Source organism: Bacillus sp. B-jedd, from assembly GCF_000821085.1.
GTDB lineage: Bacteria > Bacillota > Bacilli > Bacillales > Cytobacillaceae > Bacillus_D.
The window spans coordinates 190,036-211,173 of the sequence record NZ_CCXR01000002.1 but is presented as its reverse complement, the minus strand read 5'-3'; the positions used below and the strand labels follow the sequence as shown (position 1 = coordinate 211,173).

Annotated in this window: 28 protein-coding genes; all 28 read left to right on the top strand. The window is 42.9% G+C overall.

Going from position 1 to position 21,138, the window contains the following annotated elements; all coding sequences use genetic code 11:
* Nucleotides 1–135 precede the first annotated feature (135 nt).
* The 28 genes from BN1002_RS22875 (at nt 136) to BN1002_RS22750 (ending at nt 21,128) form a co-directional block, all read left to right on the top strand.
* Nucleotides 136–888, top strand: coding sequence for a hypothetical protein (locus BN1002_RS22875; RefSeq protein ID WP_048828320.1), 753 nt, complete (start codon nt 136–138; stop codon nt 886–888).
* Between the two features lie 398 nt (nt 889–1,286).
* Nucleotides 1,287–1,805 (top strand): hypothetical protein, encoded by a 519-nt coding sequence (locus tag BN1002_RS23090; RefSeq protein ID WP_052445676.1) that lies wholly within the window; start codon nt 1,287–1,289, stop codon nt 1,803–1,805.
* Nucleotides 1,783–3,612, top strand: a complete 1,830-nt coding sequence (locus tag BN1002_RS22865) for a phage terminase large subunit family protein (protein ID WP_082036417.1) — start codon at nt 1,783–1,785, stop codon at nt 3,610–3,612. The genes BN1002_RS23090 and BN1002_RS22865 overlap by 23 nt, the downstream gene beginning before the upstream one ends.
* Nucleotides 3,613–3,624: 12 nt before the next feature.
* On the top strand, nt 3,625–3,840 hold the full coding sequence (locus BN1002_RS22860; protein ID WP_048828318.1) for a hypothetical protein: 216 nt from the start codon (nt 3,625–3,627) through the stop codon (nt 3,838–3,840).
* A gap of 5 nt (nt 3,841–3,845) precedes the next feature.
* Complete coding sequence (locus BN1002_RS22855; RefSeq protein ID WP_048828317.1) at nt 3,846–5,279, top strand: phage portal protein; 1,434 nt, start codon at nt 3,846–3,848, stop codon at nt 5,277–5,279.
* Nucleotides 5,260–5,871, top strand: a complete 612-nt coding sequence (locus BN1002_RS22850) for an HK97 family phage prohead protease (protein WP_048828316.1) — start codon at nt 5,260–5,262, stop codon at nt 5,869–5,871. The genes BN1002_RS22855 and BN1002_RS22850 overlap by 20 nt, the downstream gene beginning before the upstream one ends.
* The gene (locus BN1002_RS22845) at nt 5,868–7,319 is read left to right on the top strand and encodes a phage major capsid protein (protein ID WP_197072901.1); all 1,452 of its coding nucleotides are present in this window, start codon (nt 5,868–5,870) and stop codon (nt 7,317–7,319) included. The genes BN1002_RS22850 and BN1002_RS22845 overlap by 4 nt, the downstream gene beginning before the upstream one ends.
* A gap of 21 nt (nt 7,320–7,340) precedes the next feature.
* On the top strand, nt 7,341–7,676 hold the full coding sequence (locus BN1002_RS22840; protein ID WP_048828315.1) for a DUF2190 family protein: 336 nt from the start codon (nt 7,341–7,343) through the stop codon (nt 7,674–7,676).
* Nucleotides 7,677–7,686: 10 nt separating this feature from the next.
* On the top strand, nt 7,687–7,839 hold the full coding sequence (locus BN1002_RS23965; protein ID WP_156129739.1) for a hypothetical protein: 153 nt from the start codon (nt 7,687–7,689) through the stop codon (nt 7,837–7,839).
* Nucleotides 7,840–8,172, top strand: coding sequence for a hypothetical protein (locus BN1002_RS22835; protein WP_048828314.1), 333 nt, complete (start codon nt 7,840–7,842; stop codon nt 8,170–8,172).
* A 6-nt stretch (nt 8,173–8,178) separates the two neighbouring features.
* A complete protein-coding gene (locus BN1002_RS22830; RefSeq protein WP_048828313.1) occupies nt 8,179–8,727 on the top strand; it encodes a phage tail protein in 549 nt (182 codons plus the stop codon).
* 2 nt (nt 8,728–8,729) lie between these two features.
* Nucleotides 8,730–9,203: a hypothetical protein gene (locus tag BN1002_RS22825; RefSeq protein WP_048828312.1), complete on the top strand. Its 474-nt coding sequence runs from the start codon at nt 8,730–8,732 to the stop codon at nt 9,201–9,203.
* Nucleotides 9,196–9,597, top strand: coding sequence for a hypothetical protein (locus BN1002_RS22820; RefSeq protein WP_048828311.1), 402 nt, complete (start codon nt 9,196–9,198; stop codon nt 9,595–9,597). Before BN1002_RS22825 ends, BN1002_RS22820 begins: the two co-directional genes overlap by 8 nt.
* Nucleotides 9,597–11,057: a phage tail sheath family protein gene (locus tag BN1002_RS22815; protein WP_048828310.1), complete on the top strand. Its 1,461-nt coding sequence runs from the start codon at nt 9,597–9,599 to the stop codon at nt 11,055–11,057. The genes BN1002_RS22820 and BN1002_RS22815 overlap by 1 nt, the downstream gene beginning before the upstream one ends.
* Before the next feature lie 16 nt (nt 11,058–11,073).
* Nucleotides 11,074–11,595: a phage major tail tube protein gene (locus BN1002_RS22810; protein WP_048828309.1), complete on the top strand. Its 522-nt coding sequence runs from the start codon at nt 11,074–11,076 to the stop codon at nt 11,593–11,595.
* A 9-nt stretch (nt 11,596–11,604) separates the two neighbouring features.
* The gene (locus BN1002_RS22805; protein WP_048828308.1) at nt 11,605–11,934 is read left to right on the top strand and encodes a phage tail assembly protein; all 330 of its coding nucleotides are present in this window, start codon (nt 11,605–11,607) and stop codon (nt 11,932–11,934) included.
* Nucleotides 11,935–12,030: 96 nt separating this feature from the next.
* Nucleotides 12,031–14,793 (top strand): phage tail tape measure protein, encoded by a 2,763-nt coding sequence (locus BN1002_RS22800; RefSeq protein ID WP_048828307.1) that lies wholly within the window; start codon nt 12,031–12,033, stop codon nt 14,791–14,793.
* Entirely contained in the window at nt 14,783–15,025 is a 243-nt protein-coding gene (locus tag BN1002_RS22795) for a tail protein X (protein WP_197072900.1), read from the top strand. Before BN1002_RS22800 ends, BN1002_RS22795 begins: the two co-directional genes overlap by 11 nt.
* Nucleotides 15,022–16,032, top strand: coding sequence for a phage late control D family protein (locus BN1002_RS22790; RefSeq protein WP_048828306.1), 1,011 nt, complete (start codon nt 15,022–15,024; stop codon nt 16,030–16,032). Before BN1002_RS22795 ends, BN1002_RS22790 begins: the two co-directional genes overlap by 4 nt.
* Nucleotides 16,032–16,238, top strand: coding sequence for a hypothetical protein (locus tag BN1002_RS22785; protein WP_048828305.1), 207 nt, complete (start codon nt 16,032–16,034; stop codon nt 16,236–16,238). The genes BN1002_RS22790 and BN1002_RS22785 overlap by 1 nt, the downstream gene beginning before the upstream one ends.
* Nucleotides 16,239–16,240: 2 nt before the next feature.
* Nucleotides 16,241–16,897 carry a phage tail protein gene (locus BN1002_RS22780; protein ID WP_048828304.1) on the top strand — a complete coding sequence of 219 codons (657 nt, stop codon included), beginning with the start codon at nt 16,241–16,243 and terminating at the stop codon, nt 16,895–16,897.
* A gap of 15 nt (nt 16,898–16,912) precedes the next feature.
* Nucleotides 16,913–17,221 carry a GPW/gp25 family protein gene (locus tag BN1002_RS22775; protein ID WP_048828303.1) on the top strand — a complete coding sequence of 103 codons (309 nt, stop codon included), beginning with the start codon at nt 16,913–16,915 and terminating at the stop codon, nt 17,219–17,221.
* Nucleotides 17,208–18,326, top strand: a complete 1,119-nt coding sequence (locus BN1002_RS22770) for a baseplate assembly protein (protein WP_048828302.1) — start codon at nt 17,208–17,210, stop codon at nt 18,324–18,326. The genes BN1002_RS22775 and BN1002_RS22770 overlap by 14 nt, the downstream gene beginning before the upstream one ends.
* The gene (locus BN1002_RS22765) at nt 18,319–18,882 is read left to right on the top strand and encodes a phage tail protein I (RefSeq protein WP_048828301.1); all 564 of its coding nucleotides are present in this window, start codon (nt 18,319–18,321) and stop codon (nt 18,880–18,882) included. Before BN1002_RS22770 ends, BN1002_RS22765 begins: the two co-directional genes overlap by 8 nt.
* 1 nt (nt 18,883) lies before the next feature.
* Nucleotides 18,884–20,242 (top strand): phage tail-collar fiber domain-containing protein, encoded by a 1,359-nt coding sequence (locus BN1002_RS22760; RefSeq protein ID WP_048828300.1) that lies wholly within the window; start codon nt 18,884–18,886, stop codon nt 20,240–20,242.
* A 17-nt stretch (nt 20,243–20,259) separates the two neighbouring features.
* The gene (locus tag BN1002_RS22755) at nt 20,260–20,535 is read left to right on the top strand and encodes a hypothetical protein (RefSeq protein ID WP_048828299.1); all 276 of its coding nucleotides are present in this window, start codon (nt 20,260–20,262) and stop codon (nt 20,533–20,535) included.
* Entirely contained in the window at nt 20,535–20,672 is a 138-nt protein-coding gene (locus BN1002_RS24165; RefSeq protein ID WP_197072899.1) for a hypothetical protein, read from the top strand. The genes BN1002_RS22755 and BN1002_RS24165 overlap by 1 nt, the downstream gene beginning before the upstream one ends.
* Nucleotides 20,673–20,717: 45 nt before the next feature.
* On the top strand, nt 20,718–21,128 hold the full coding sequence (locus BN1002_RS22750; protein ID WP_048828298.1) for a hypothetical protein: 411 nt from the start codon (nt 20,718–20,720) through the stop codon (nt 21,126–21,128).
* Nucleotides 21,129–21,138: the final 10 nt, after the last annotated feature.

The window sequence follows — 21,138 nt, the reverse complement described above, 5'->3', positions numbered from 1 at the left end:
TTTAGTTAACCATAAAAAGTTGTTGTGTAATTCATTTCCAATAAACGCTACAATAGTATTGACATCAAGGCTTACAGCCTTTATATGAATTCAACAAAATATAAGATATGGATAACTAAAAGGAGAAGATTAAGATTGAAGGATAAAAAGGTTGGAGCCGAGCATTTAATCTATATGATTATTATCTTTGTTATTTTTATTTCTTTTACCTTGGTCCTGTCATTTGGAGATATACCAAATGCAAATAGTATTTTGGGGGTTGCAGCAACAGTTTCCTCTATTATTTTATCTATTATTGCAATATTACTTTCATTAATTGATGTGGCTGGACAAAGACAATCAGTTGTTGACTTGAAAGAAACAGCGGATAAATTAAATGCAACTTCAGCGAAGTCACAAGACCTGTTGTTAGAAATGATAAATAAAATTGAACAAATAGAAGTAATTAGGGATTCTTTATTAGAGGATAGTGTAGCCAATGCTGAGTGGCGCAAGGAAGTGCAAAATTCATTAGAAGCAATTAAAGGGACCGGTAATGGGGAAAATAAAATCGTGGTAGATTTACTTAAGAAAATCGAGGAATCTAACAACGATTATAAATACAAGCAACTCAGCCTTTCGGACATTTTCGATATGGATCTTAAGCCAATACAAACTACAGGAAGTACAAATATAGCTAGAAATATAAATGTTATTAATGATTATATTTATAGAAATTATCTTCGAGGTAGTAGCGAAAAACTAAATACATTAGTAGATAAGATAAGAGAAGAAACCGGTTTAAACAGGACAAGAATTAAGTATGCAATTAATAAGCTTATTGACAACGGAAATTTATCCAAAACAATATCATCCAAAACACAAGAAGAATATATTCACATAAATTAATAAATGGCAGATTAATGGCAGACAAACGGCAGAGCGCATGGTTAAATTCCTGTTAATATGATATTACGGCAAGCTAAGCTTCCTTCTATATGAGGGGAGCCTTTTTTATTTACTCCAATCCTGGCCACGGCTGCCTGTTTGGGCGGCAGACCGTAGCTTTCGTTTACCCTCCTTTCACGTCCGTGACTGTAGCGGATAAGGATTGGATCGCAGCGGCTATGCTGCCCGCCGAAGTAAGAGGTGGCAATAAGTCATGTATTAATTGTGTGTAAAACACGAACAATTCTGACAATGGGTCCTTCCCAGGGAGGTACCCCATGCGGGGCTAGCGAGCCCCGGAATTCCGCTCCATGAAATAAAAAAATTTTACTTCGGAACTTCGGAATGGAGGTGAGTTTATGGGCGGGTTTAAAAAGGAAAATGGGAAGGTTGTTATTTCTACAAAAGAGTTATGCGAGTTGCTCGATGTTAGCGACAGAACGCTTACTGACTGGAAAAGGCAGGGGCTGCCCCAGCACAAACGGGGTTGGTGGGGCCTGAAGCAGGTCCTCAAATGGCGCGGGGAAATTTACAATGGCGATTCCGAAGTAAGCAAGGCCATAAACTTGCAACAGAAGAAGTTGGAGGCAGAAGTTGCATTTAAGGAAGCTCAATCGGAATTGACTAGGATAAAAACCGATATTGCAAACGGTAAATACATTGAGAAGGAATTGGTCGAGGCAGAATTGTCTCGATTTTTTCTTATCTTTAAAAAGTCTGCGATGTCCCTACCCAGGAAACTCGCAGGAGAAATTAGTTCATACGTAGACCCGATCGAGGCCAGGAAGATTGAAAAGGGTTTGTCCGATACGGTAAATGATGCTTTAGAGCAGATGAGTGTAGATGGGGTTTATCATGCGAAGAAAAAAAGAAAATAATCTTCCGGATTACATCGCCAAACCCCTTCGCTTCCTAAGGCCGCCGGAAAATTTAACAGTCAGTGAATGGGCGGACAAATACCGGATGCTTGATAGCAAATCATCTGCAATACCGGGGAGATGGAATAACTCCATAACTCCGTACTTGGTCGAGATAATGAATGAGTTCAATAATGTTGAAACTGAGGAAATTACATTTGTTAAGCCAACACAGGTTGGCGGGACGGAAGCTCTTCAAAATATGCTGGGCTATGTCATAATGCAGGATCCTTCTCCAGTCATGATAGTCTATCCTACAGATACTCTGGCCGAAAGCATTTCAGAGAACCGTCTCCAACCTATGCTGATGAATTCCAAAGGACTTAAAGGAAAGTTTCGTAAATTAGAATCAAGCCGGTTAGAGTTGCAATGTGATGGAATGTATATCAGCTTAAACGGGGCGAATTCACCGTCCTCACTGGCAAGTAAACCTATTCGCTTTTTGTTTCTGGATGAAGTGGATAAATATCCAGGAGCAAGCAAAAAAGAAGCTGATCCTATAAAGCTGGCCAAGGAAAGAACCAAAACGTTTTCAAATAAAAAGATTTTCCAAACCTCAACGCCTACACTTAAAACCGGACATATCTGGAAAGCAAAAGAAAATGCTGATGTGGTTAAACACTATAAAGTCCCATGCCCCCATTGTGGTGATTATATCGAATTGCAGTTTAAGCAGATAAAATGGCCAAAGGAAGAGGGTATGAGTAGTGCCGACCGTGCAGAATTTGCAAATTACATTTGCCAAGAATGCGGATGTATTATTACGGATCAGCATAAACCTCAAATGCTTAGATACGGAAAATGGGAGACAGTGGAACAAAGGACTAAGTTTCCCCGTAAAGTAGCCTATTGGATGAACACCCTATATTCTCCTTTTGTGCGATTTGGCGAGATAGCCAAAGAGTTCCTGGCGACTAAGGACGACCCTGAAGCATTTCAGAACTTTGTCAACTCATGGCTAGCAGAGCCATGGGAGGATACAAAGCTGAAAACAAATGCTGATATGGTTTTAGAACGACAGAGCGAATATGATCAGTTCGAGATACCGGATTGGGCGGTCATGCTCACAGGAGGCGTGGACGTCCAGGAAACCAGTCTGTACTGGACGATTAGGGCATGGGGTCCGTTTTTAACCAGCCAAAATATTGCACACGGTCAAGCATTGGGCTTTGGAGAAATTGAGAATGTGATGAATGCCGAGTACAAAAAGCGCAACGGTGAATCGCTCATGGTAAGTTTGTGCGGTATTGACTCCGGCGACCAGACTGACGAGGTATATGATTTTTGTGCAATGAACAGTGAATGGGCCATTCCGGTAAAAGGGATTGCAAGTGGATTCGCTCATTTTAAAATCAGTACCATTAACAAAACATCATCCAAAGCCCACGGAACGAGACTACTTTTGGTCGATGGGGGCAAGTACAAGGATATGATTGCTTCTCGTATGAAAAAGCCAAACGGTCAAGGCTCTTGGATGGTTTATAAAAACTGTGACCGCGAATACGCCGAACAGGTGACTGCTGAGCATAAGGTCAATGTCAAGGGGAAAGGAGGACGAGTGTCCCAAGTCTGGGTTCCGAAAACTAGCCATGCCGATAACCACTACCTTGACACGGAAGTTTACGCATTGGCGGCGGCAGATGTTCTGCATGTCCGGAATATCCACCTGATGCAGGTTGAAGAGGAATCATCGGATAGCACGGCACAAGTAAACAATCAGACCATGAATTTTAACAATGCATGGTTGAAAAATGAGTCTTGGTTATAGGAGGTAGGGAATATGACATTAAATGAACAGCTGAAACAAATAAATGAGGCCATTACTGCAATTGAAATCGGCGGCCAGGAATACCAAATCGGATCCCGAAAACTCAGGAGGGCCGATTTAAGTTTGCTGTACAAGAGGCAAAAGGAACTAGAGGCACAATTGAACTATGAAATGAATCAGCAGGGAGGGCTGGCCAATACCTTCGTCGCTGAGTTCGATAGGAGGTGAATCCATTGAGTTGGCTTGATAGCGCAATTGCATTTTTATCCCCACAGGCTGGCTATAAACGGGAAGCTTGGCGCAAAGGGTATGAGGAACTTAAGAGTTATGATGCCGGGTTGAATGACCGGCTTAACGGTGGTTGGCGGACGGTCAATGCCTCGGCTGAACAGACTGACGGCATGTACAGGGAAACCATCCGAGCCAGGGGACGGGATTTGGAAAGAAACTCAGACATACAGGAAAGTATTATCGGGGCTTTTGAGCGTAATGTGGTTGGTACTGGATTTAAACTGCAGGCTAAAACCGCAGACGAGGAACTCAACACACAGATTGAGAAGCTTTGGAAAGAATGGTGCAAGCCCAGAAATTGTGACGTGACGTTTCAACAAAGTTTTTCCGAAATTTGTAGAATGGTTATTAGGCGAAAGAAAATTGATGGAGGCATTATTCTCCTAAAGCGGTATACAAAGGATGGAATCGTGCCATTCTCCCTCCAGGTACGAGAAGTTGACGATCTTGATACCATGCAAACCGGAAAAAACGGAAAGCGGGTCCTGAATGGGATTGAATACAACGAGTTTAACAGGCCAATAGCATATTACTTCAAAACTTATGATGTTTACGGTTTTTATGCGGGGAAATCAGACCGCATCGAAGCCAAGGACGTCATTTTTTTATGGAACAAGAAACGTCCTTCGCAAATCCGAGAAATCTCAGAAATGTCACCAACAATAACGCGCATTAGGGATGTTAACTCCTACATGGAAGCAGTCAGTGTAAAGGAACGGGTAGCAGCCTGTTTATCTGTGTTTATCAAACGCCAAAGCCCTACCGCGGGAAGTATCGGCCGGCAGGGAAAAAGTGCATCTACTCAATACGAGGGAAAAACACTCAGTCCAGGCATGATTATGGAATTAAATCCGGGAGACGATGTGGCAACTGTTAATCCTCCAGCTCAAGGAGCAAGCGCAGCCGACTTTGTAAGATTGCAACAGCGCTTGACGGGGAGCGGGCAGGGGATATCCTACGAAGCTGCAGCCCGAGACATGTCCCAGGTTAACTACAGCAGCGCCCGTCAGGGATTACTCGAGGATCAAAAGACGTATGCTATTGAGCAAGAATTTCTTATCGACCATCTTCTTTCGGAGGTTTATGAAACGTTTTTGATATCTGCGGTTTTGAGTGGTGCACTCCAAATCAAGGATTTTTGGGAGAAGAAGAGGGAGTACATGGAACATATTTGGACCCCACCTGGACAAAAGTGGATTGATCCTTTGAAAGAGGCAAACGCAAATAGGGTATCGCTTGAAACCAATCAAACCACTTTAGCCGAGATTGCTGCGTCAGCGGGTCAAGACTGGAAAGACGTTGTTGACCAGAGGGCACGTGAACTGGAGTATATGAAACAGAAGGGGGTGATAACTAATGACAAAGAAAAAGGATAAGTCGCTGCAACTTAACAGATACGCAACGATTAATCATAGAACAATCAACGAGGACAAGCGCCAAGTGGAATTGAGTTTTTCAAGTGAAGAGCCTTATGAACGATGGTTTGGTTTGGAAATTCTGAGTCACACGGATGGAGCACTGGATTTAACCAGGCTTAACGAAATCGGCTGCCTGCTTTACAACCATAATAGGGATAAAGTAATCGGGCGTATCGATAACGCTTGGGTTGAAGGAAACCGCGGGTATGCACTAGTGACTTTTGATGATGACCCCGATAGCGATGTAATCTACCAAAAAGTTAAAAGCGGCACGCTAAAAGGCGTTAGTGTTGGCTATAGAGTAGACAGCTGGGAAGAAGTCTCAGCCGGCAAAGCATCCAGCGACGGCCGGTTTACGGGACCTTGCAGCATTGCTTTAAAATGGCTGCCTTTTGAGATTTCCATCGTATCTATCCCTGCGGATGCTACTGTGGGGGTTGGAAGGGAGTTGGGGGACGAACTAGTTCTTCAAAAAGGTGAAGTCCCTCTATCAATCTATTACAAACAGCTTCAATTAAACCAAAATATATTAGAGGTGAATGGTAAATGACTCTACAACAAATGTTAGCTAGACAAAAAGCAATCCTTGACGCGGCAAAAGCCGAGCAAAGGAACTTGAATGAAACTGAACAGAACGAATTTAATGAGCTCCAGAGGAATATTGATGCGCTGATTTCTAAACCAGGCAATAATACTGATCCTGGCGTGTCTGTAAATGCTGAAGATATTCAACGGCAGGCAATGGAAGCGGAGCGGCAACGCTCGTTAGATATTACAAATCTATGCCGTACTTTTGGGTATGATCCCCAAGAGTATATTTCTGCTGGAACTAGCATGGACCAGGTTCGGAAGTTAATCCTTGAGAAACAAATCGCTGAAAGAAAGCCCGCCAGTGTAGGGATCATACAGGATGAAGGTGATAAATTCCGAGATGCGGCACGTGACGGGCTGGCACTCCGTGTAGGCCTGACAGTTGAGAAGCCTGCGGTAGGTGCCACAGAGCTTCGCAATCTTTCACTACGTGAGCTGGCCAAGGAATCTCTTCGCCTCGAAGGAGTAGCCAACGCTTCTCGACTAAGTGATGATGAAATTCTGCGCCAATATATGACTCCTACTAGCCTGTTTACTGGCATCCTGGATCAGACGGCTCGTACTGTTTTTGAAAAAGCTTATACAGAAGCGGAAACGACTTATCAGCACTGGACCAAACGGGGAACTTTGAAAGACTTCCGTCCGACAAAGACATACCAGGTTGGTACTGCCGGTGAATTGCTGCTTGTCCCGCAAAACGGAGAATTGAAGCATGACATGGTGAATGCGGAAGAAGGTCCACAGCGCCAACTGTTAACATTTGGCCGTCAATTCTCAATGTCGCGCCAGGCATTTATTAATGACGATGTTGACTTCATTTCAACGATTCCTGCTCTGTATGCCCAGTCTGCTCGGCTTGGCATCAATCGCTTAGTGTATCAATTGCTTGCGAAAAACCCGGCAATCTGGGACGGTAAACAATTATTCTCGGCTGACCACAACAACATTTCCGGCGTTGCATCAGCGCCATCTGTTGAGGCTCTTTCTGACATGCGCATAAAAATGCGTAATCAAAAGGCTGCAGGGGGCGATGTAAAGCTGAATATCCCTGCTAAATTTATGCTAGTTCCTACAGCGCTTGAGACGGCGGCCGGGCAGTTCATCGGATCGCCTGTGGATCCTGCTAAAACGAATCCGAATATCAAAAATCCATTCTACAATACTCTATCTATCATCAGCGATGCAGAGCTTGACGATGCATCAGCAAACGGGGCGAAGGAATGGTACATCACCGCGGATCAATTGCGCGCGCCAATCCAGGTTGATTATCTAAATGGGGTGGACATGCCTACTATAGTCATGAAACAGCCACCAGCTGGGCAACTCGGTTACCTATGGGATATTTATATTGACTATGGCGTAACAATTGTAGATTACAAGACGGCTGTTAAAAATAACGGTCAATAATGGAAAGGGTGGTAATTTACTATGCTATATAATCCTCAGGCGCAATACGTACAACGCGGCGAAGCTATCGATTATAAAAATACCAGTGGGTCTGATGTTAAGGGAAATTCAGTCGTACCCTTGACGAATAGAATCGGCGTGGCGGGATGCGACATCCCGGTTGGCGGTACAGGAAGTCTTCATGTGATTGGGGTTTTCGACTTACCTGCCACAAGTACTGAGGCTTATACTGTCGGACAAGCTGTTTACTGGAAGGAAAATTCTATTACCTCAGAGGCAGCTGGCGCGATTCCCGCAGGATGGGTGGTAGATGCGAAAGCAACGGCCGGTACAAGGGTAAAAGTAAAAATCGGATAGGGTGAATTTGATGATGATTCTTGAAGCACTCAAACCAGTTTTTATTAACGGTATAGTAGTTGAAGTTGGGGGCAAGTTTTCTTGCCCTAACGACTTTGCCGAAAAATTGGTTGAAAGTAAATCCGCCAAGCCAATTAAGGAAAAGAAAAAACAGGTGGACTAAATGAATTTTAAGGACCAGCTGAAGAAAGACCTCGACGTCTTTATCAATCCTATGGAGTTCGGTGAGATTCATACTTTAGGGAACAAAGAAGTCACTATGATTGTTGAGGAAGATACCTTCGAAAAAATTAATGACAGGGCAGATGAATTTTCAAGGGCTACCGAGAACATTTATGAATCCATAACAGTTATTTACCTAAAAGCATCTGATTACCAAAAGCCAGCAGTTGGTAAAAGGATAACTTTGGATGGCGATAAGTATTATGTAGTTGGGGCATCCATTTCGGATGGGATATTAAAAATCAATTTGTCGGCTAATGAAAGCTACGGGTGATGTGTTATGCAATTACGGGCTGAAAATATTGAAAGGTTTGAAGAGTTGCTCCATAATGCCCCTGCAAAAGCAAATGCATCTGCAGCAAAGGCAATAAAGCGAGCAGCCGACTCGGCCCGCACACAAGCAGGAAAGTCGGCTAGACTTACTTATGAAATCAAACATGGCGATGTAATCAAAACCATCAGGATGACTAGGCCGAGACCGTCTAATCTTACGGCAGAAATAAAATCTACTGGTCCGGTAGTAAAATTGTTAAGTTTTAGGGTGAATCCAAAAACGCCTAAGCGTATGAAAAAAAAGGCAATAAGAGTAAGCGTGAGAAAAGGATCTAATAAAACCTTTGATCACGGTTTTGTTGCCAAAATGGGCAGCGGCCATGCTAACGTTTTTACAAGATCCACTAAGAATCGGCTACCTATCAAAAGTAGATATGGTCCTTCTGTTCCTCAGATGCTTGGCAATGAAAAGGTCATCGGCCAAATTGAGGATAGGGCAACAGAGGTTTTGGATAACCGCCTGGAACATGAATTTAATCGATTGTTGAGAGGTTGAATATGACCCCTATTGAATTGGTAGACGCGCTGGTAACGTTTATTGAAAAAGCAGTAAAAGATTACAATCTTGCAACAAAAGTTAACGGAGTGATGAAGGTTCCTGCTGTTTATGCAGGGTACCTTCCTCCGGAAGACGATGAGGAAGAACCGCTGAAGCCGGCTGACTATCCCTTTGTCATAGTTCGTTTTCTGTCCGATACGGACGATATAGGTGAAGATGAAACTACTAATATCGGACTCATAATCGGTACTTATAGCGACGATGACCAGAACGGCTGGCGTGACGCGCTGAATATCGCAACCAGGATAAAAATCGAGCTGAAGAAAAATCCCCTCATTGGCCCGTTTTCCCTCACAGGGAAAATTAGGACAGACATCTTTGAAGAGCAACTGCGACCATTTTGGCATGCCACAATGGATTTGAATTTTCATGTTCCCCAAGCCAAACCAGAATGGAGTGATCTACTTGAGTAGAAAGAAACAGGACAATAAAGACTTACCTGAAGTTTTAGCCGCTGGGCTGAATTCAAAAGAAATTGAGCCTAACCAATTATATGAAATATCAATAGACGGCAATGGTGAAGTTATTTCACATACTCAGGCATCAGACATGACAGTCTCCCAGGAAGAGGAGGCTGTTTTTATTTATTGCGGACCCTCGAGTCATCTGATTTCACGCTATAGCAGCTATAAAAACGGCTATCCTCTGCACCTTCAGGAACATCTGGAGAAATGCCCGGTGCTAAAAAGTCTGTTTATAGTTCCAGAACTCTTTTTGGAATTCGAGAAAAGTCTGTCAGAAACGGGTAGTGTGGAAAGCATTTGGTTCGATGAGGTAAAAGAATACTTTAGAAAGGTGGTTTCGTAATGGGTTATAAACATGGCGTTTACTCTTATGAACCCTCGGACGGATCTTCGTCTTTAATTTCTCCCATAACGGCTACTGCTGGTTTAAAGGTAGTCGTCGGTACAGCGCCAATTAATTTGGCAAAATCGACTGAATATGTAAATAAGCCTTTCTTAGCTAAGAATTTTAATGAAGCTGTTGAGGCTTTAGGGTATTCGTATGACTGGGACCACTATACATTATGTGAAGATATGGATGCCTCCTTCCGTCTTTATGGAATTGGCCCCGTAGTTTTTATTAACGTATTGGACCCTTCAATACACAAAACTGAAGAAAAGAAAGAAATCAATATCATCAATAAAAAAGCTGCGATTGAAGATAAAGGAATTTTACTGGATTCACTGAGTGTTAAATTAGCTGAAATTGATGAACAACCGTTAGTAAAAGGCAAGGACTATACTGCTTCTTTTGATGAAATCGGACAGGTTATTATTGCAGCTATTCCAGGCGGAGCAATTCCTGCTAACCAAACTACATTCTCTACTTCTTATACCAGACTTGATCCCTCAATGGTAACCGATACTGACATAATTGGCGGGATAGATGTGAATACTGGAGCAGCCTCTGGGTTAGAACTAATCAATAGTGTTTTCCCTATATTCGGTTTGGTGCCTGGACAGGTTCTTGCTCCTGGGTTTAGTGAAAATCCAACAGTGGCAGCGATTATGAAAGCAAAGGCAAACAATATTAATTCGTTTTTTAAGGCAATGTCAGTTGAAGACGTAGATAGTGGTGAAGCCAATATTTATACAAAAGTAGCTGATTGGAAAACAAAAAATCAATATAATTCTTCAAATGAAATCCCTTGTTGGCCAAAAGTTGCTTTGAACGATAAAGTTTACCACTTGTCTACTCATGCCTCTTGCGCAATGGCCTTGGTTGATTCACAAAATGATGATATGCCTTTTGTAAGTCCATCCAATAAGCCTATTCATATTAATAAAACGGTATTAAAAGATGGAAGGGAAGTTAATCTTGGACCTGAACAAGCCAATTATTTAAATGGTCAGGGTATTCTAACCGCTCTGAACTTTATCGGTGGATGGAAGGCATGGGGGAACAGAACTGGAGCTTATCCTGAGAATACTAATGTGAAAGATTCGTTTATCCCTGTCCGTCGTATGCACAATTGGATTTCGAATTCAATTATCTTAACAACGTGGGAAAAGGTCGATGATCCAACCAATAATACCCTGATTGATACCGTTGTGGATAGCCTCAACATGTGGCTGAATGGTCTTGTCTCCACTGGTGCCTTACTTGGGGGAAGGGTTGAATTCAGGCAAGATGAAAACCCAATAACAGATTTGCTCAACGGAACAGTTCGCTTCCATGTGTTTTTGGCAGAGCCGACACCTGGGGAGAATTTTGAGTTTATCGTAGAGTTTGATGCCACTTACTACAACCGTTTGTTCCAATAAGAAAGGAGCCTAAATAATGGGTCTAATACCTGAAAAATTAAATGATTTTAGGGTTTTTGCCAATGGCATGCCAGACTTGTTGGGAGTTGCAGATCTGCAGCTCCCTTCTTTAGATGCAATGACAGAAACAGTTAGTGGAGCCGGCATCGCCGGCGAATATGAATCTCCGAACTTTGGACATTTCCAGAGTATGAAATTCACTATTAACTGGAAAACAATCACAAACGAATTGGTAGAGTTTCTAAAGCCAGGTCCTATTAGTATCGACTGCCGGCTAGCCAATCAAATGTATGATCAAAAACTCGGTAAGCAACAGTTCAAAGCTAGCCGCGTCTTGGTCAAAGGGCCTAAAACGAAGAATGATCTTGGCAAGGCTGCAAAGAACTCGCCTTATGAAGGATCGACCGAAATTGAAGTTTTGTACTTAAAGGTTGAGTATGACGGAAAAGTCCTAGTTGAATTGGATAAAGTTAACTATATCTACAAAGTTAACGGTACTGACTATATGGCCGAAATTAGAAAAGCTTTAGGAAAGTAGGGATTACAAGTGGAAGTGAACCTGGTAAAGCCTATCACTCTTGATGGCGTAAAAATAGAAACTCTTGATTTGAAATTAGAAGACCTGACAGGCGAAGACATTCTTAAAGTCGATTTAGAATTGAGGGCTGAGGGCAACCCCCGCGGTCTTGATGATGTCTTTAACCAAAACGCGCTATTGAAAATGGCATCCAAGGCTTCTGGAATTATTGTAGACGATCTTAAAAAGTTGTCTGCACCTGATTTTCTTGAGGTTACTTTTAGTGTGAGAAATTTTTTGCTGGGATTGTCGGGGAATGCGGAGGAGCAAACGAGTTCCGTAGAATCCTCTTCAAATTAGCGGCCAGCAGCTATACCAGCATTGAATTCTGGGAGACAAAAACTATCAGGGAACTTGAAGCATGGAAGGAAGCCCTGGCCGAGGAGGTAGAATCCAATGGCTAAATCATATGAAATGCGTTTTGTGATTGGAGGAAACCTGGCCAGGTCTTTCTCCAATGCATTCTCCAGTGCAAAAACAAGCCTGACTGGACTGAAAAATGAAACAAGACAAACCCAAAAGACTTTAGATCAACTTGGGAGAGAATTCAGGCAGGGGAAAATAAGTGAAGACCAGTTTAGGACCTCTACAGAACGGCTTACACGGGAACTCGGACGGCTGGAAAGGGCCCAGAAGCGGGTAGGTTCACTGAAAACGACTTTTAGTGAAGGTGCGACAAAGGTAAGACATGCAGCTGGTATAGCCGCGGTAGGGACGGCGGCTGTAGCAACAGGACTTGCATATAACTCCCTGAATGAAGCCGGTGATTTCGAATCGCAAATGACAAAGGTTGGAGTTAAAGCAGAAGCCTCAAGAGCGGAAATGGATAAGCTGAGAGAATCGGCTTTATATTTAGGTGCTGAAACCAGTCTTTCCTCTTCTCAAGTCGCTGTCGCCATGGATGAGCTTGCAGCAAAAGGTTTTAATACAAATAAAATTCTCAGTGCCATGCCAGGAATCATTGCGGCAGCTGAGGCATCAGGAGAAGATTTGGGTCTAACCTCAGAAGTTGTAACATCTGCATTGAATGCTTTTGAATTGCAAGCCGGAAAAGCAAATCATGTCGCAGACGTAATGGCGATGAGCGCAAATAGAACGGCCGCCGGGGTTGCGGATCTTGGCTATTCGTTTAAGTATGCTGCACCAGTGGCTAAGACACTTGGAATTACCCTTGAAGAGTTGGCCGCCAGTACTGGTATATTGGTCGATAAAGGGTTAAGTGGGGAGCAAGCGGGAACTTCCTTGCGGATGGCTTTGAGTCGCTTAGCGAAGCCGCCTAAGGAAGCTAAAAAAGCCCTCGATAAATTAGGTATTTCCGTCGTCGATAAAAACAAGAAATTTAAGAGTATGGCCCAGTTATCTGAGGAGTGGGGTAAATCCACGAAAAAACTAACCCAGACTCAAAAAGTCCAATACGCAGCTGCGATATTTGGCGTGGAGGCAGCGTCAGGAATGCTTAACCTCTTTTCGGGCGGGCCTGAGAAAATCAATGAAATGACCAAGGCGCTTGAGAACTCATCAGGAGCTGCAGCAACAGCGGCCAAGGCCATGAAAGACAACTATTCAGGATCACTGGAACAATTGTCGGGAGCGATAGAATCGGCTCAAATTAAGTACGCAACCCCTATTCTTCCGGTACTTAAAGAAGTGTTTAATGGGATAAACGCTTCTTTGACAGCAAATTTGGGTGGGATTGAAGCAGCAGGAGAAAGAACAGCCAGGGCTCTTAGTCAGATATTTGAACCACTGACAGCCCCAATCGAAAAGCCCGTATTAACACAGGACATCAGGCATGACCCCGAAATGTTTAAGCAGTATCAAAAGGATTTAGCAAACTACGCTAAGTTTGGCGGAATGGACTTCGGCGACAAGGTAGTCTATATGCTAGATGAAGCTGCTGTAAAAATCGAGAAATGGCTTTCGGGATCCGGCGGAGACAGTATGAATAAAATCTTCACAAAGCTCGGAGAAATTGCAGCAAAAGCTTGGTTGGCTGCATTTGAAGGAACTGTGAAATCAACCGGTAGTAATCTTGTCCAAGGGAATTTTGCTGCAGCTGCAGGGATGGGGACACTGGCTTGGATAATGGGTGGTGGAGCGTTAGTTAGAGGAGCTTGGGGTGCCGGCAAGTGGGGATACGACAAGATAAAAGGTCGGAAACCACCTGCTGCTGCAACTACAGTTCCTACAACGCCGAGCTCTAAAACAGGGTCACGTTCAGATAAGCATTCAGGCAATAGTAGTGCAAAAAAGCAGCTTGTAGAGTCTAAAACCACAAAGGCTGCCGGAAAGAGTGTAGTTAAAGACGGTAGTAAACAATTCTTTAAAAGGACTCTTGGACCGCTTGGGCAACTTATGTTAATTAATGAACTGACCAATGCAACAGATGAAGTAGCCGACTGGGCATTTGGGCATAAAAAAGGAAGTTCAAAACCCAAAAAACTATTCAGTAATCCCTTTGACTTCACTCCGGAAAGATACACTGACACAAGAGTAGGAGCAATTCCGAAACTATTTGGGTTTGGCGGTCCAAAGGAAGAAAATAAACAAACTGTAGTTAGATCACACCGTCGAACCGTTGCTGCTGCCCAACCTCCTATTCAGAATGCGACTGTCCAAAATAATAAGTCCGTTGATACATCTGGAGTTAACGCTGCAATGCAAAGTCTGCTGCCGCAAATCCAATTAGCTACCAAGAATTTTTCTTCCTTAGCTATGTATTCCGGACAAGCCAGTAACCAACTGGTCGGACCGGTAACCGAACTGTCCAATAACGCAAAGGTGGCAGCGTTCAATTTTAGTCTCCTTACAATGTATGCGGGGCAGGCAAGTGGACAGATTGCGGGCTCGGCGTTTGACTTGTCTAACAATATTAAATCGGCAACGTTTAATTTTTCTGTCCTCACAATGTACTCGGGACAGGCAAGCGGATGGATTGCTGGGGCTTTTTGGGACATTAAAACCAAAGCTGGTTCAGTGGCGCATAACCTAGATATATTAACAGGATATGCCGGCCAGGCAAGCGGCTGGTTAGGCTCTTTAAACGGGATTCAATCGGCCGGGGAACGAGTCATAAAAGCGCTGAATAATTTGGAACGGAGAATCAATAATATTCAATTGCCAAGTGTGAATACCAAGAGGGTGAGCTATGATGGTTAAAACTTATACTACCTTACAGGGTGACACCTGGGATTTGATTGCATACCGGACATGGGGGAGCGAATATTTGCTCCCTCTTTTATTTGAAGCTAATTATAAATATCGAACTGTAGTGATTTTCCCAGGAGGAATCGTTCTGAACATACCTGAAGTTGATACATCTGAAATTACAGATAGACCAGAGTGGCTGAATGAAGATGATGATGAGTTTTTAGAGGATGAGGAACTATGATTGACAGTAGACGAACATATCTTTCTATCAGCTATAACGGCAAAAACATCAATTCGGGTTTGGACGAACACTTGAAAGATTGGATTTATACTGACAATTTAAGTGGCCAGATCGACGACTTGCAAATAAACCTTGAGGACATTTCCCGCAAATGGTTGGGTAGCTGGTTTCCGAGTAAAGGATCTACATTGAACGCGACAATTTATAAGCAGAATTGGAAAGGTAGCACCATAAAAGCTCCTCTTGGTAAGTTTGAAATTGACGAGATTGAAGCTAAACCGGGAGAGGTAAAAGTCAAGGCCTTAGCTGTGTCGGAGACTTCGAGCCTGCGGGGGCAGTTTAAATCAAAAGCTTGGGAAAAGACTACTCTAAAAGTGGTAGCTGGAGATGTCGCAAAACGAAACGGTATGAAACTGTACTATCAGGCAAATGACAATCCGAAAAAAGACAGGTATGAGCAGGAAGGCGAAACAGATTTAATGTTTTTGCATCGGTTGTGTCAGGATGAGGGTTTTTGTTTAAAGATAACCAACAAGTCGATTGTCATCCTTGATGAGGAAGATTACGAAAGAGCATCTGTAGTAGCCACAATAATATGGCCAAGCAATGAGACAGATGAAACACAAGTCCTTGACTGGTCAGCGAAAACAACGCTTAGCGGAGTATACAAATCATGCCGTGTAGAACATAAAGTAAGTAAAAAAAAGACTATCAAGGCAACGTACACGCCGCCAAAGCCACCCAATGTTGGCCGTGTCCTCATAGTCAAAGAGCAGGTTAAATCGGTGGCAGAAGCTCAGCGGTTGGCCAGAAAGCGTCTTAGGGAAGCAAACAAGGAGGCTACTACCGTTTGGCTTAAGATAGCATCGGAAAAACACTTTTACGCCGGCAACACTGTTAACTTAAAAGGATTTGGAAAGTTTGATGGTAAATATATCATTTCGCAGGCTTCCCATTCACAGGACGACACTGAACTTAAGTTAAGGAAGTGTCTGGAGGGATATTGATGTATGAAAAATCAGGAACTGTTGTCTCCGTTAATACAAATAGCATTACTGCCCGGGTAATGTTTGAGGACCTGGACGGTTTGATATCAGACGAACTACGAGTCGTCGGAATAGGTTGGATGCCAAAGGTGGGCGATGAGGTATTCTGCAGCTTCACTCAGGAGAAAAAGGGTTTTATTATCGGTCCTATAGCCGGGGGTGATTAATTATGGCCAAAATAGGGACGTTCGGCGACATCGTTTTTGAGGTCTCAACTTCAAAGACGAAAACTTTTAAGGAGTTCGAACGGAGTGGATCCGCGCGCTGGAATGATCACGAAATACTTGGCAAAAAACCAAAGTCTGAATTCTTAGGTCCAAGCCTTGAAGGAATCAGCTTTACCATTCTCTTTAAGGTTGAACTTGGAATCAACCCAATCAAAGAAATAGAGAAGTTACGAAAAATGCGAGATACCGGAAAGGCAGCTTCGTTTGTGATTGGGGGAAAGCCAATCTCAGCAAATTTTTGGACCATTAGGGAATTAAACGAGGCACACCAATTAGTGGACCAAAATGGTAATTTACTGGCGGCCGAGGTGAAAGTGGATTTAAAGGAATATTATATAAAGCCTAAAACTGCAAAGAAACCTACTCCAAAAAAGACAGCTGCAATTCCCTCAAAAAGAAATAAAACTTTAGGAAAAATCACCATCACTGTAAAGTCTGTAAACATCCGGAGTGGCCCTTCTGTCTCCAATAAGATTATCGGTTGGGCAATGAAAGGACAATTTTTTACTGTTTATTCGGTTAAAAACGGTTGGTACTCACTTGGGAACGGCAAATACATCACAGCCAGCCCGAAGTATTCAAAATTGAAAAAGAGTTAATTAAGGGGTGATTTAATGCAATATGCAGTGCCCCCATTTAAAAAAGTGGACTTTGGGGCAACAGGCGTTGAGGAAATACTTCAAAATGTTTCTTTTATTCTATCAACAATGGCTTTTAGCTGCCCTATGGATAGAGAATTTGGTTGGATACCTGATATCGACACGCCTATTTTGGTAGCCAGAGCAAATAATACAGCAAGATTAATTCACGCTATACAAAACTATGAGCCCCGGGCTGTTGTTGATGAGGTGCAAACTAGCGGAAACGCTCTAGAGGGTGAGATAAAGGTGATTATAAGGGTGAAGATAGATGAATCGATTTAATTTACCGGATATCAATTTTTTAGAAAAAGACCCTGAAGCCATTGAACAAGACATGCTTTTATATATTGAAGAAAAGACCGGTATCACTCTATCTAATGCTGATCCGCGAAGGAAATTTCTCCAGGGGCTAGTTTTGTATGTCGTACAAGAAAGAAATAATCTTGATTATGCTTTAAAACAAAATTTACTTGCTTATGCAGAGGATGATTTCCTTGATCATCTCGGCGAAGGTTCTAATACCCAGAGGCTTGATGAAAAAGGAGCAGAAACCATTATTGAGTTTACACTCGAAGAAGGACGAGTTTCTGTATTGGTTGTTCCAGCAGGAACGCTTATTTCTGTTGGGGCCGATATGTATTTTGAAACGATTGAAACTGTTGAAGTTCCGGTTGGACAACATTCTTTCTTAGTTAATGCAATATGCACCGAAGCTGGAGAAAAAGGGAATGGATATCTTCCTGGTGAAATCGCAACCCTGGTTTACCCATTACCATGGGTGAAGGAAGTAAAGAACATCACGACCAGTGCTGGAGGAGCTGAGGTTGAGGAGAATGATCAATATGCTGATCGTATCCGGTTGGCTCCGGAAAGATTCTCTGTTGCAGGTCCTGCTGGTGCTTATGAGTATTGGGCTAAAACAGCCAGTTCGGGGATTGTGGATGTGAAAGCTTTAAGCCCCTCCGATGGGGTTGTTGACATCAGAGTGCTACTTCAGAACGGACAACTTCCGTCTCAAAGTGTCCTTGATGCTGTTCTCGCTGTTTGCTCCGATAAAACAAGGCGTCCACTTACAGACAAAGTCACAGTAGGAGCCCCTGATACTGTACTTTATGATTTGAATATCGAGTATTATGTGGCCCAATCAAACTCGGCAGTTTTGAACTCAGTTCAAAGTCAGGTTCAGAAAGCGTTCCAGGATTATTTGATATGGCAAAAAGAAAAAATGGGTAGAAGTGTAGATTTAACTGAATTGATTGTCAGGTTAAAAGAAACAGGAGCATCCCGTGTAGTTGTCAATTCCCCTATGTACATTGAACTTGATAGACACCAGGTAGCAAAAGAAAATACTGTTAACTTGGTATTTAGGGGGCTGGCAGATGGGTAGTTTAGCTGTTTTTAATATAACTAATCTTTTGCCTAGTAGTTTAAAGAGCGACTCATTTGTTGAAGCATTGGCGGGAGCATTTCAAAAGGAAATCCGAAGTGCTTACCAGGAAGCTGAATCTTTAGCAAGCTTAAATGAAGTCGATCGTTTACCTGAGCCCCTTATGGATTTTTTGGCATATCAAAAACATGTGGATTTCTATGAAACTACTTTACCAATAGAACAGAAAAGAGAACTTGTTAAAAAGGCACAATTCTTCCACCGAATTAAAGGAACTCCAGCAGCAGTTGAAGAGTTGATTTCGGCCGTTTTTGGTGAAGGGAAAGTGGTTGAATGGTTTGAGTATGGAGGTCGTCCATATACTTTTAAGGTTGTAACAAGTAACTCTGCTGTAACTTTGGAAAAGGCCGAGCAATTTATTAGGGCCTTAGATTCTGTAAAAAATGGTAGGTCTCACCTTGAAAAAGTAGAGGTGACACAGTCAGAGGGTACAAGCATTTATTATGCTGGCGTTATCCATATCGGCGAAAATTTGGAAATAAAGCAGGTGATGTAAATTGGGTGCATTCGGTGGACTTGTTATGACGAATAGAGGGCGAAATCTTCAGGCAAAGGCCCAAACGGGGAAGCCATTGAACTTTACTCGAATTGCTATGGGTGATGGGCAGCTTAGCGGATCTTCAATATTAGATTTAAATAGTATGCGTAGTGAAAAGAAATCACTTGAAATAAATAAATTAAAGAATCTGGGAGATGGGAAGGTAGCAATTGGTGCCATTTTTTCTAACCAGACGGTTACAACTGGTTTTTATTTTCGGGAGATTGGTTTGTTCGCTATGGATCCGGATATCGGTGAAATACTCTATTCATACGGTAATTCTGGAAACAACGCTGAATATATACCTGCCCGCAACGGAGATGAGATTATTGAAAAGAATATCGACCTTATCACCGTAATAGGGAGTGCAGCAAATGTAACAGCTACTATTGATGAAAGCTTGGTAGTAGAAACTCAAGTCGGTGCTCAGAAGAAAGCCGACGCTGCAAAGGCAGAGGCAATCGGTTTTGTAAAGTCTTTCGGGCTTGGGGATACAGTACAGGCGGTTGAAAGGCTTAGTATAGGAAATGACTTAAACAACCTAAACGCGACAGGCTTCTACTCGGGGACCGCGCTAGTAAACGCCCCGGACGCGACTAGCTTCTTCTTTGTCCAGCACTTTAAGAATTCAGATAACGTAGCTATGCAGATCGCGTCGCGCGGGTCGGCTGATATTGTGTATATACGTCGTAAGCAGACTACATGGTCTGCATGGGTACCGCTAGCGACCCAGGACTGGGTACAATCTTTCGGGATTGGAAATAAAACCCCTACGATTGTAAGTGATCTTAATGACGCAACGACAACGGGCGTTTATGTCTTTACTAATACGACTTTAAATACTCCATCGGCTAATCAGTACGGGACCGTCTTAGTTACAAACAGGACTGCAGACCGTATTTCCCAATTAGCATTTTTGATAAGCGGCGGTCAAATTCCTAAGTTGTATATTCGGGTATTCGGGAGTGCTGGATGGGGCGACTGGGCTATCATAAGTGATAGCGGCGCGCCTTCATGGACAAACCTTCCATTGCAAAACGGAGCAACATCAAACCCGGGATATCCGGTCCAATACACAAAAATAGGCAATGAAGTGCGTTTGCGCGGAATGTTAAATGGAACTGTTGCAGCAGGAACGGTTTTTGGCACTTTGCCAGTTGGATATAGGCCGGGCGCACCTTATATGTATTTAACGACGCATGATGGCACTACGGCATTGTCAGCAAAAATACACATTTCTGCTAGTGGGGTTATGACATTGTTATCAAAAACCGGGGATACTCATGTGACGTATGTTAATACTGATTTTATTACATGACAGTAGGAGGTTGAAATATGATTGCGCTCAAGTTCGACATAAAAACAGGTGCATGGATGCCGGGAGAAGAATTACAGCTAAAGGAAGGGCAAGAGATTCCAAAAGGTTATACAAACAAACCAATTCCGGAGCCGAATTGGAAACCGATTTTTAAAAATGGCGAATGGATAGAAACCGCAACAGAGGAAGAAAAAAACCCACCAATACAGCCGCCGCAACCGACGGAGATTGAAAAACGCCTTCAACTTGTAGAAAGTGCTCTGGATGAAATTCTTCTAGGAGGTGGCTTGTAATGGCAGCTTACCTTGGTCAGCGAATTATAGACGGGGCCCTTACTTATGAATATGTTGTCTCTAAGCGTCCAGACCTCAAAGAAGGTATCGACGTTTATTTAATTTCAAATGAAAAAGAAGATTTAATCACCAAGTGAAGAGGGGAGTGAATTTGTTTGTCGATTGTCCAGGAGGAGGATGTGATGGTGCGCGATCAAGACGTGAAGGAACTAAAGGATGGGATTAAGGAACTGGCCACGATGCTCAGAGAAGTCGATAAGACTGTAACCGTCCATACGGAAAAATTTAATACCCTTGGAAACATAAAGGAAACCACGGAACGCACATCGGAGAGTGCTAAGTCAGCCCATAAAAGAATTGACCAGGTTGAGTCCGAGTTTAGACAGGAGCTAGAGGAAATCAGGAAGACAAATGAAAAACAGTTTAATGATTTTAAAGAATTGGTCGAGGCATCTAATAAAGTACACACGGAGAACTATCAAAGTATAAAGTCCTTCGCCTGGAAGGTCTTTTTTCTTTTTGCATCGCCTTTCGCTGTAGGCTTAGTGGGATTGTTTTGGCTCATTTTTAATAAAGGCGCAGGCCTAAAATAGGGAGTTGATT

Bases quoted from the DNA above. Each gene is read 5' to 3' on its own strand.
- BN1002_RS22800 (WP_048828307.1), top strand. From the start codon at position 12,031: ATGGCTAAATCATATGAAATGCGTTTTGTGATTGGAGGAAACCTGGCC.
- BN1002_RS22815 (WP_048828310.1), top strand. From the start codon at position 9,597: ATGGGTTATAAACATGGCGTTTACTCTTATGAACCCTCGGACGGATCT.
- BN1002_RS22780 (WP_048828304.1), top strand. From the start codon at position 16,241: ATGGCCAAAATAGGGACGTTCGGCGACATCGTTTTTGAGGTCTCAACT.
- BN1002_RS22825 (WP_048828312.1), top strand. From the start codon at position 8,730: ATGACCCCTATTGAATTGGTAGACGCGCTGGTAACGTTTATTGAAAAA.
- BN1002_RS22810 (WP_048828309.1), top strand. From the start codon at position 11,074: ATGGGTCTAATACCTGAAAAATTAAATGATTTTAGGGTTTTTGCCAAT.
- BN1002_RS22795 (WP_197072900.1), top strand. From the start codon at position 14,783: ATGATGGTTAAAACTTATACTACCTTACAGGGTGACACCTGGGATTTG.
- BN1002_RS22840 (WP_048828315.1), top strand. From the start codon at position 7,341: ATGCTATATAATCCTCAGGCGCAATACGTACAACGCGGCGAAGCTATC.
- BN1002_RS22790 (WP_048828306.1), top strand. From the start codon at position 15,022: ATGATTGACAGTAGACGAACATATCTTTCTATCAGCTATAACGGCAAA.
- BN1002_RS23965 (WP_156129739.1), top strand. From the start codon at position 7,687: ATGATGATTCTTGAAGCACTCAAACCAGTTTTTATTAACGGTATAGTA.
- BN1002_RS24165 (WP_197072899.1), top strand. From the start codon at position 20,535: ATGGCAGCTTACCTTGGTCAGCGAATTATAGACGGGGCCCTTACTTAT.
- BN1002_RS22850 (WP_048828316.1), top strand. From the start codon at position 5,260: ATGACAAAGAAAAAGGATAAGTCGCTGCAACTTAACAGATACGCAACG.
- BN1002_RS22860 (WP_048828318.1), top strand. From the start codon at position 3,625: ATGACATTAAATGAACAGCTGAAACAAATAAATGAGGCCATTACTGCA.
- BN1002_RS22835 (WP_048828314.1), top strand. From the start codon at position 7,840: ATGAATTTTAAGGACCAGCTGAAGAAAGACCTCGACGTCTTTATCAAT.
- BN1002_RS22785 (WP_048828305.1), top strand. From the start codon at position 16,032: ATGTATGAAAAATCAGGAACTGTTGTCTCCGTTAATACAAATAGCATT.
- BN1002_RS22755 (WP_048828299.1), top strand. From the start codon at position 20,260: ATGATTGCGCTCAAGTTCGACATAAAAACAGGTGCATGGATGCCGGGA.
- BN1002_RS22765 (WP_048828301.1), top strand. From the start codon at position 18,319: ATGGGTAGTTTAGCTGTTTTTAATATAACTAATCTTTTGCCTAGTAGT.
- BN1002_RS23090 (WP_052445676.1), top strand. From the start codon at position 1,287: ATGGGCGGGTTTAAAAAGGAAAATGGGAAGGTTGTTATTTCTACAAAA.
- BN1002_RS22750 (WP_048828298.1), top strand. From the start codon at position 20,718: ATGGTGCGCGATCAAGACGTGAAGGAACTAAAGGATGGGATTAAGGAA.
- BN1002_RS22775 (WP_048828303.1), top strand. From the start codon at position 16,913: ATGCAATATGCAGTGCCCCCATTTAAAAAAGTGGACTTTGGGGCAACA.
- BN1002_RS22865 (WP_082036417.1), top strand. From the start codon at position 1,783: ATGCGAAGAAAAAAAGAAAATAATCTTCCGGATTACATCGCCAAACCC.
- BN1002_RS22830 (WP_048828313.1), top strand. From the start codon at position 8,179: ATGCAATTACGGGCTGAAAATATTGAAAGGTTTGAAGAGTTGCTCCAT.
- BN1002_RS22770 (WP_048828302.1), top strand. From the start codon at position 17,208: ATGAATCGATTTAATTTACCGGATATCAATTTTTTAGAAAAAGACCCT.
- BN1002_RS22845 (WP_197072901.1), top strand. From the start codon at position 5,868: ATGACTCTACAACAAATGTTAGCTAGACAAAAAGCAATCCTTGACGCG.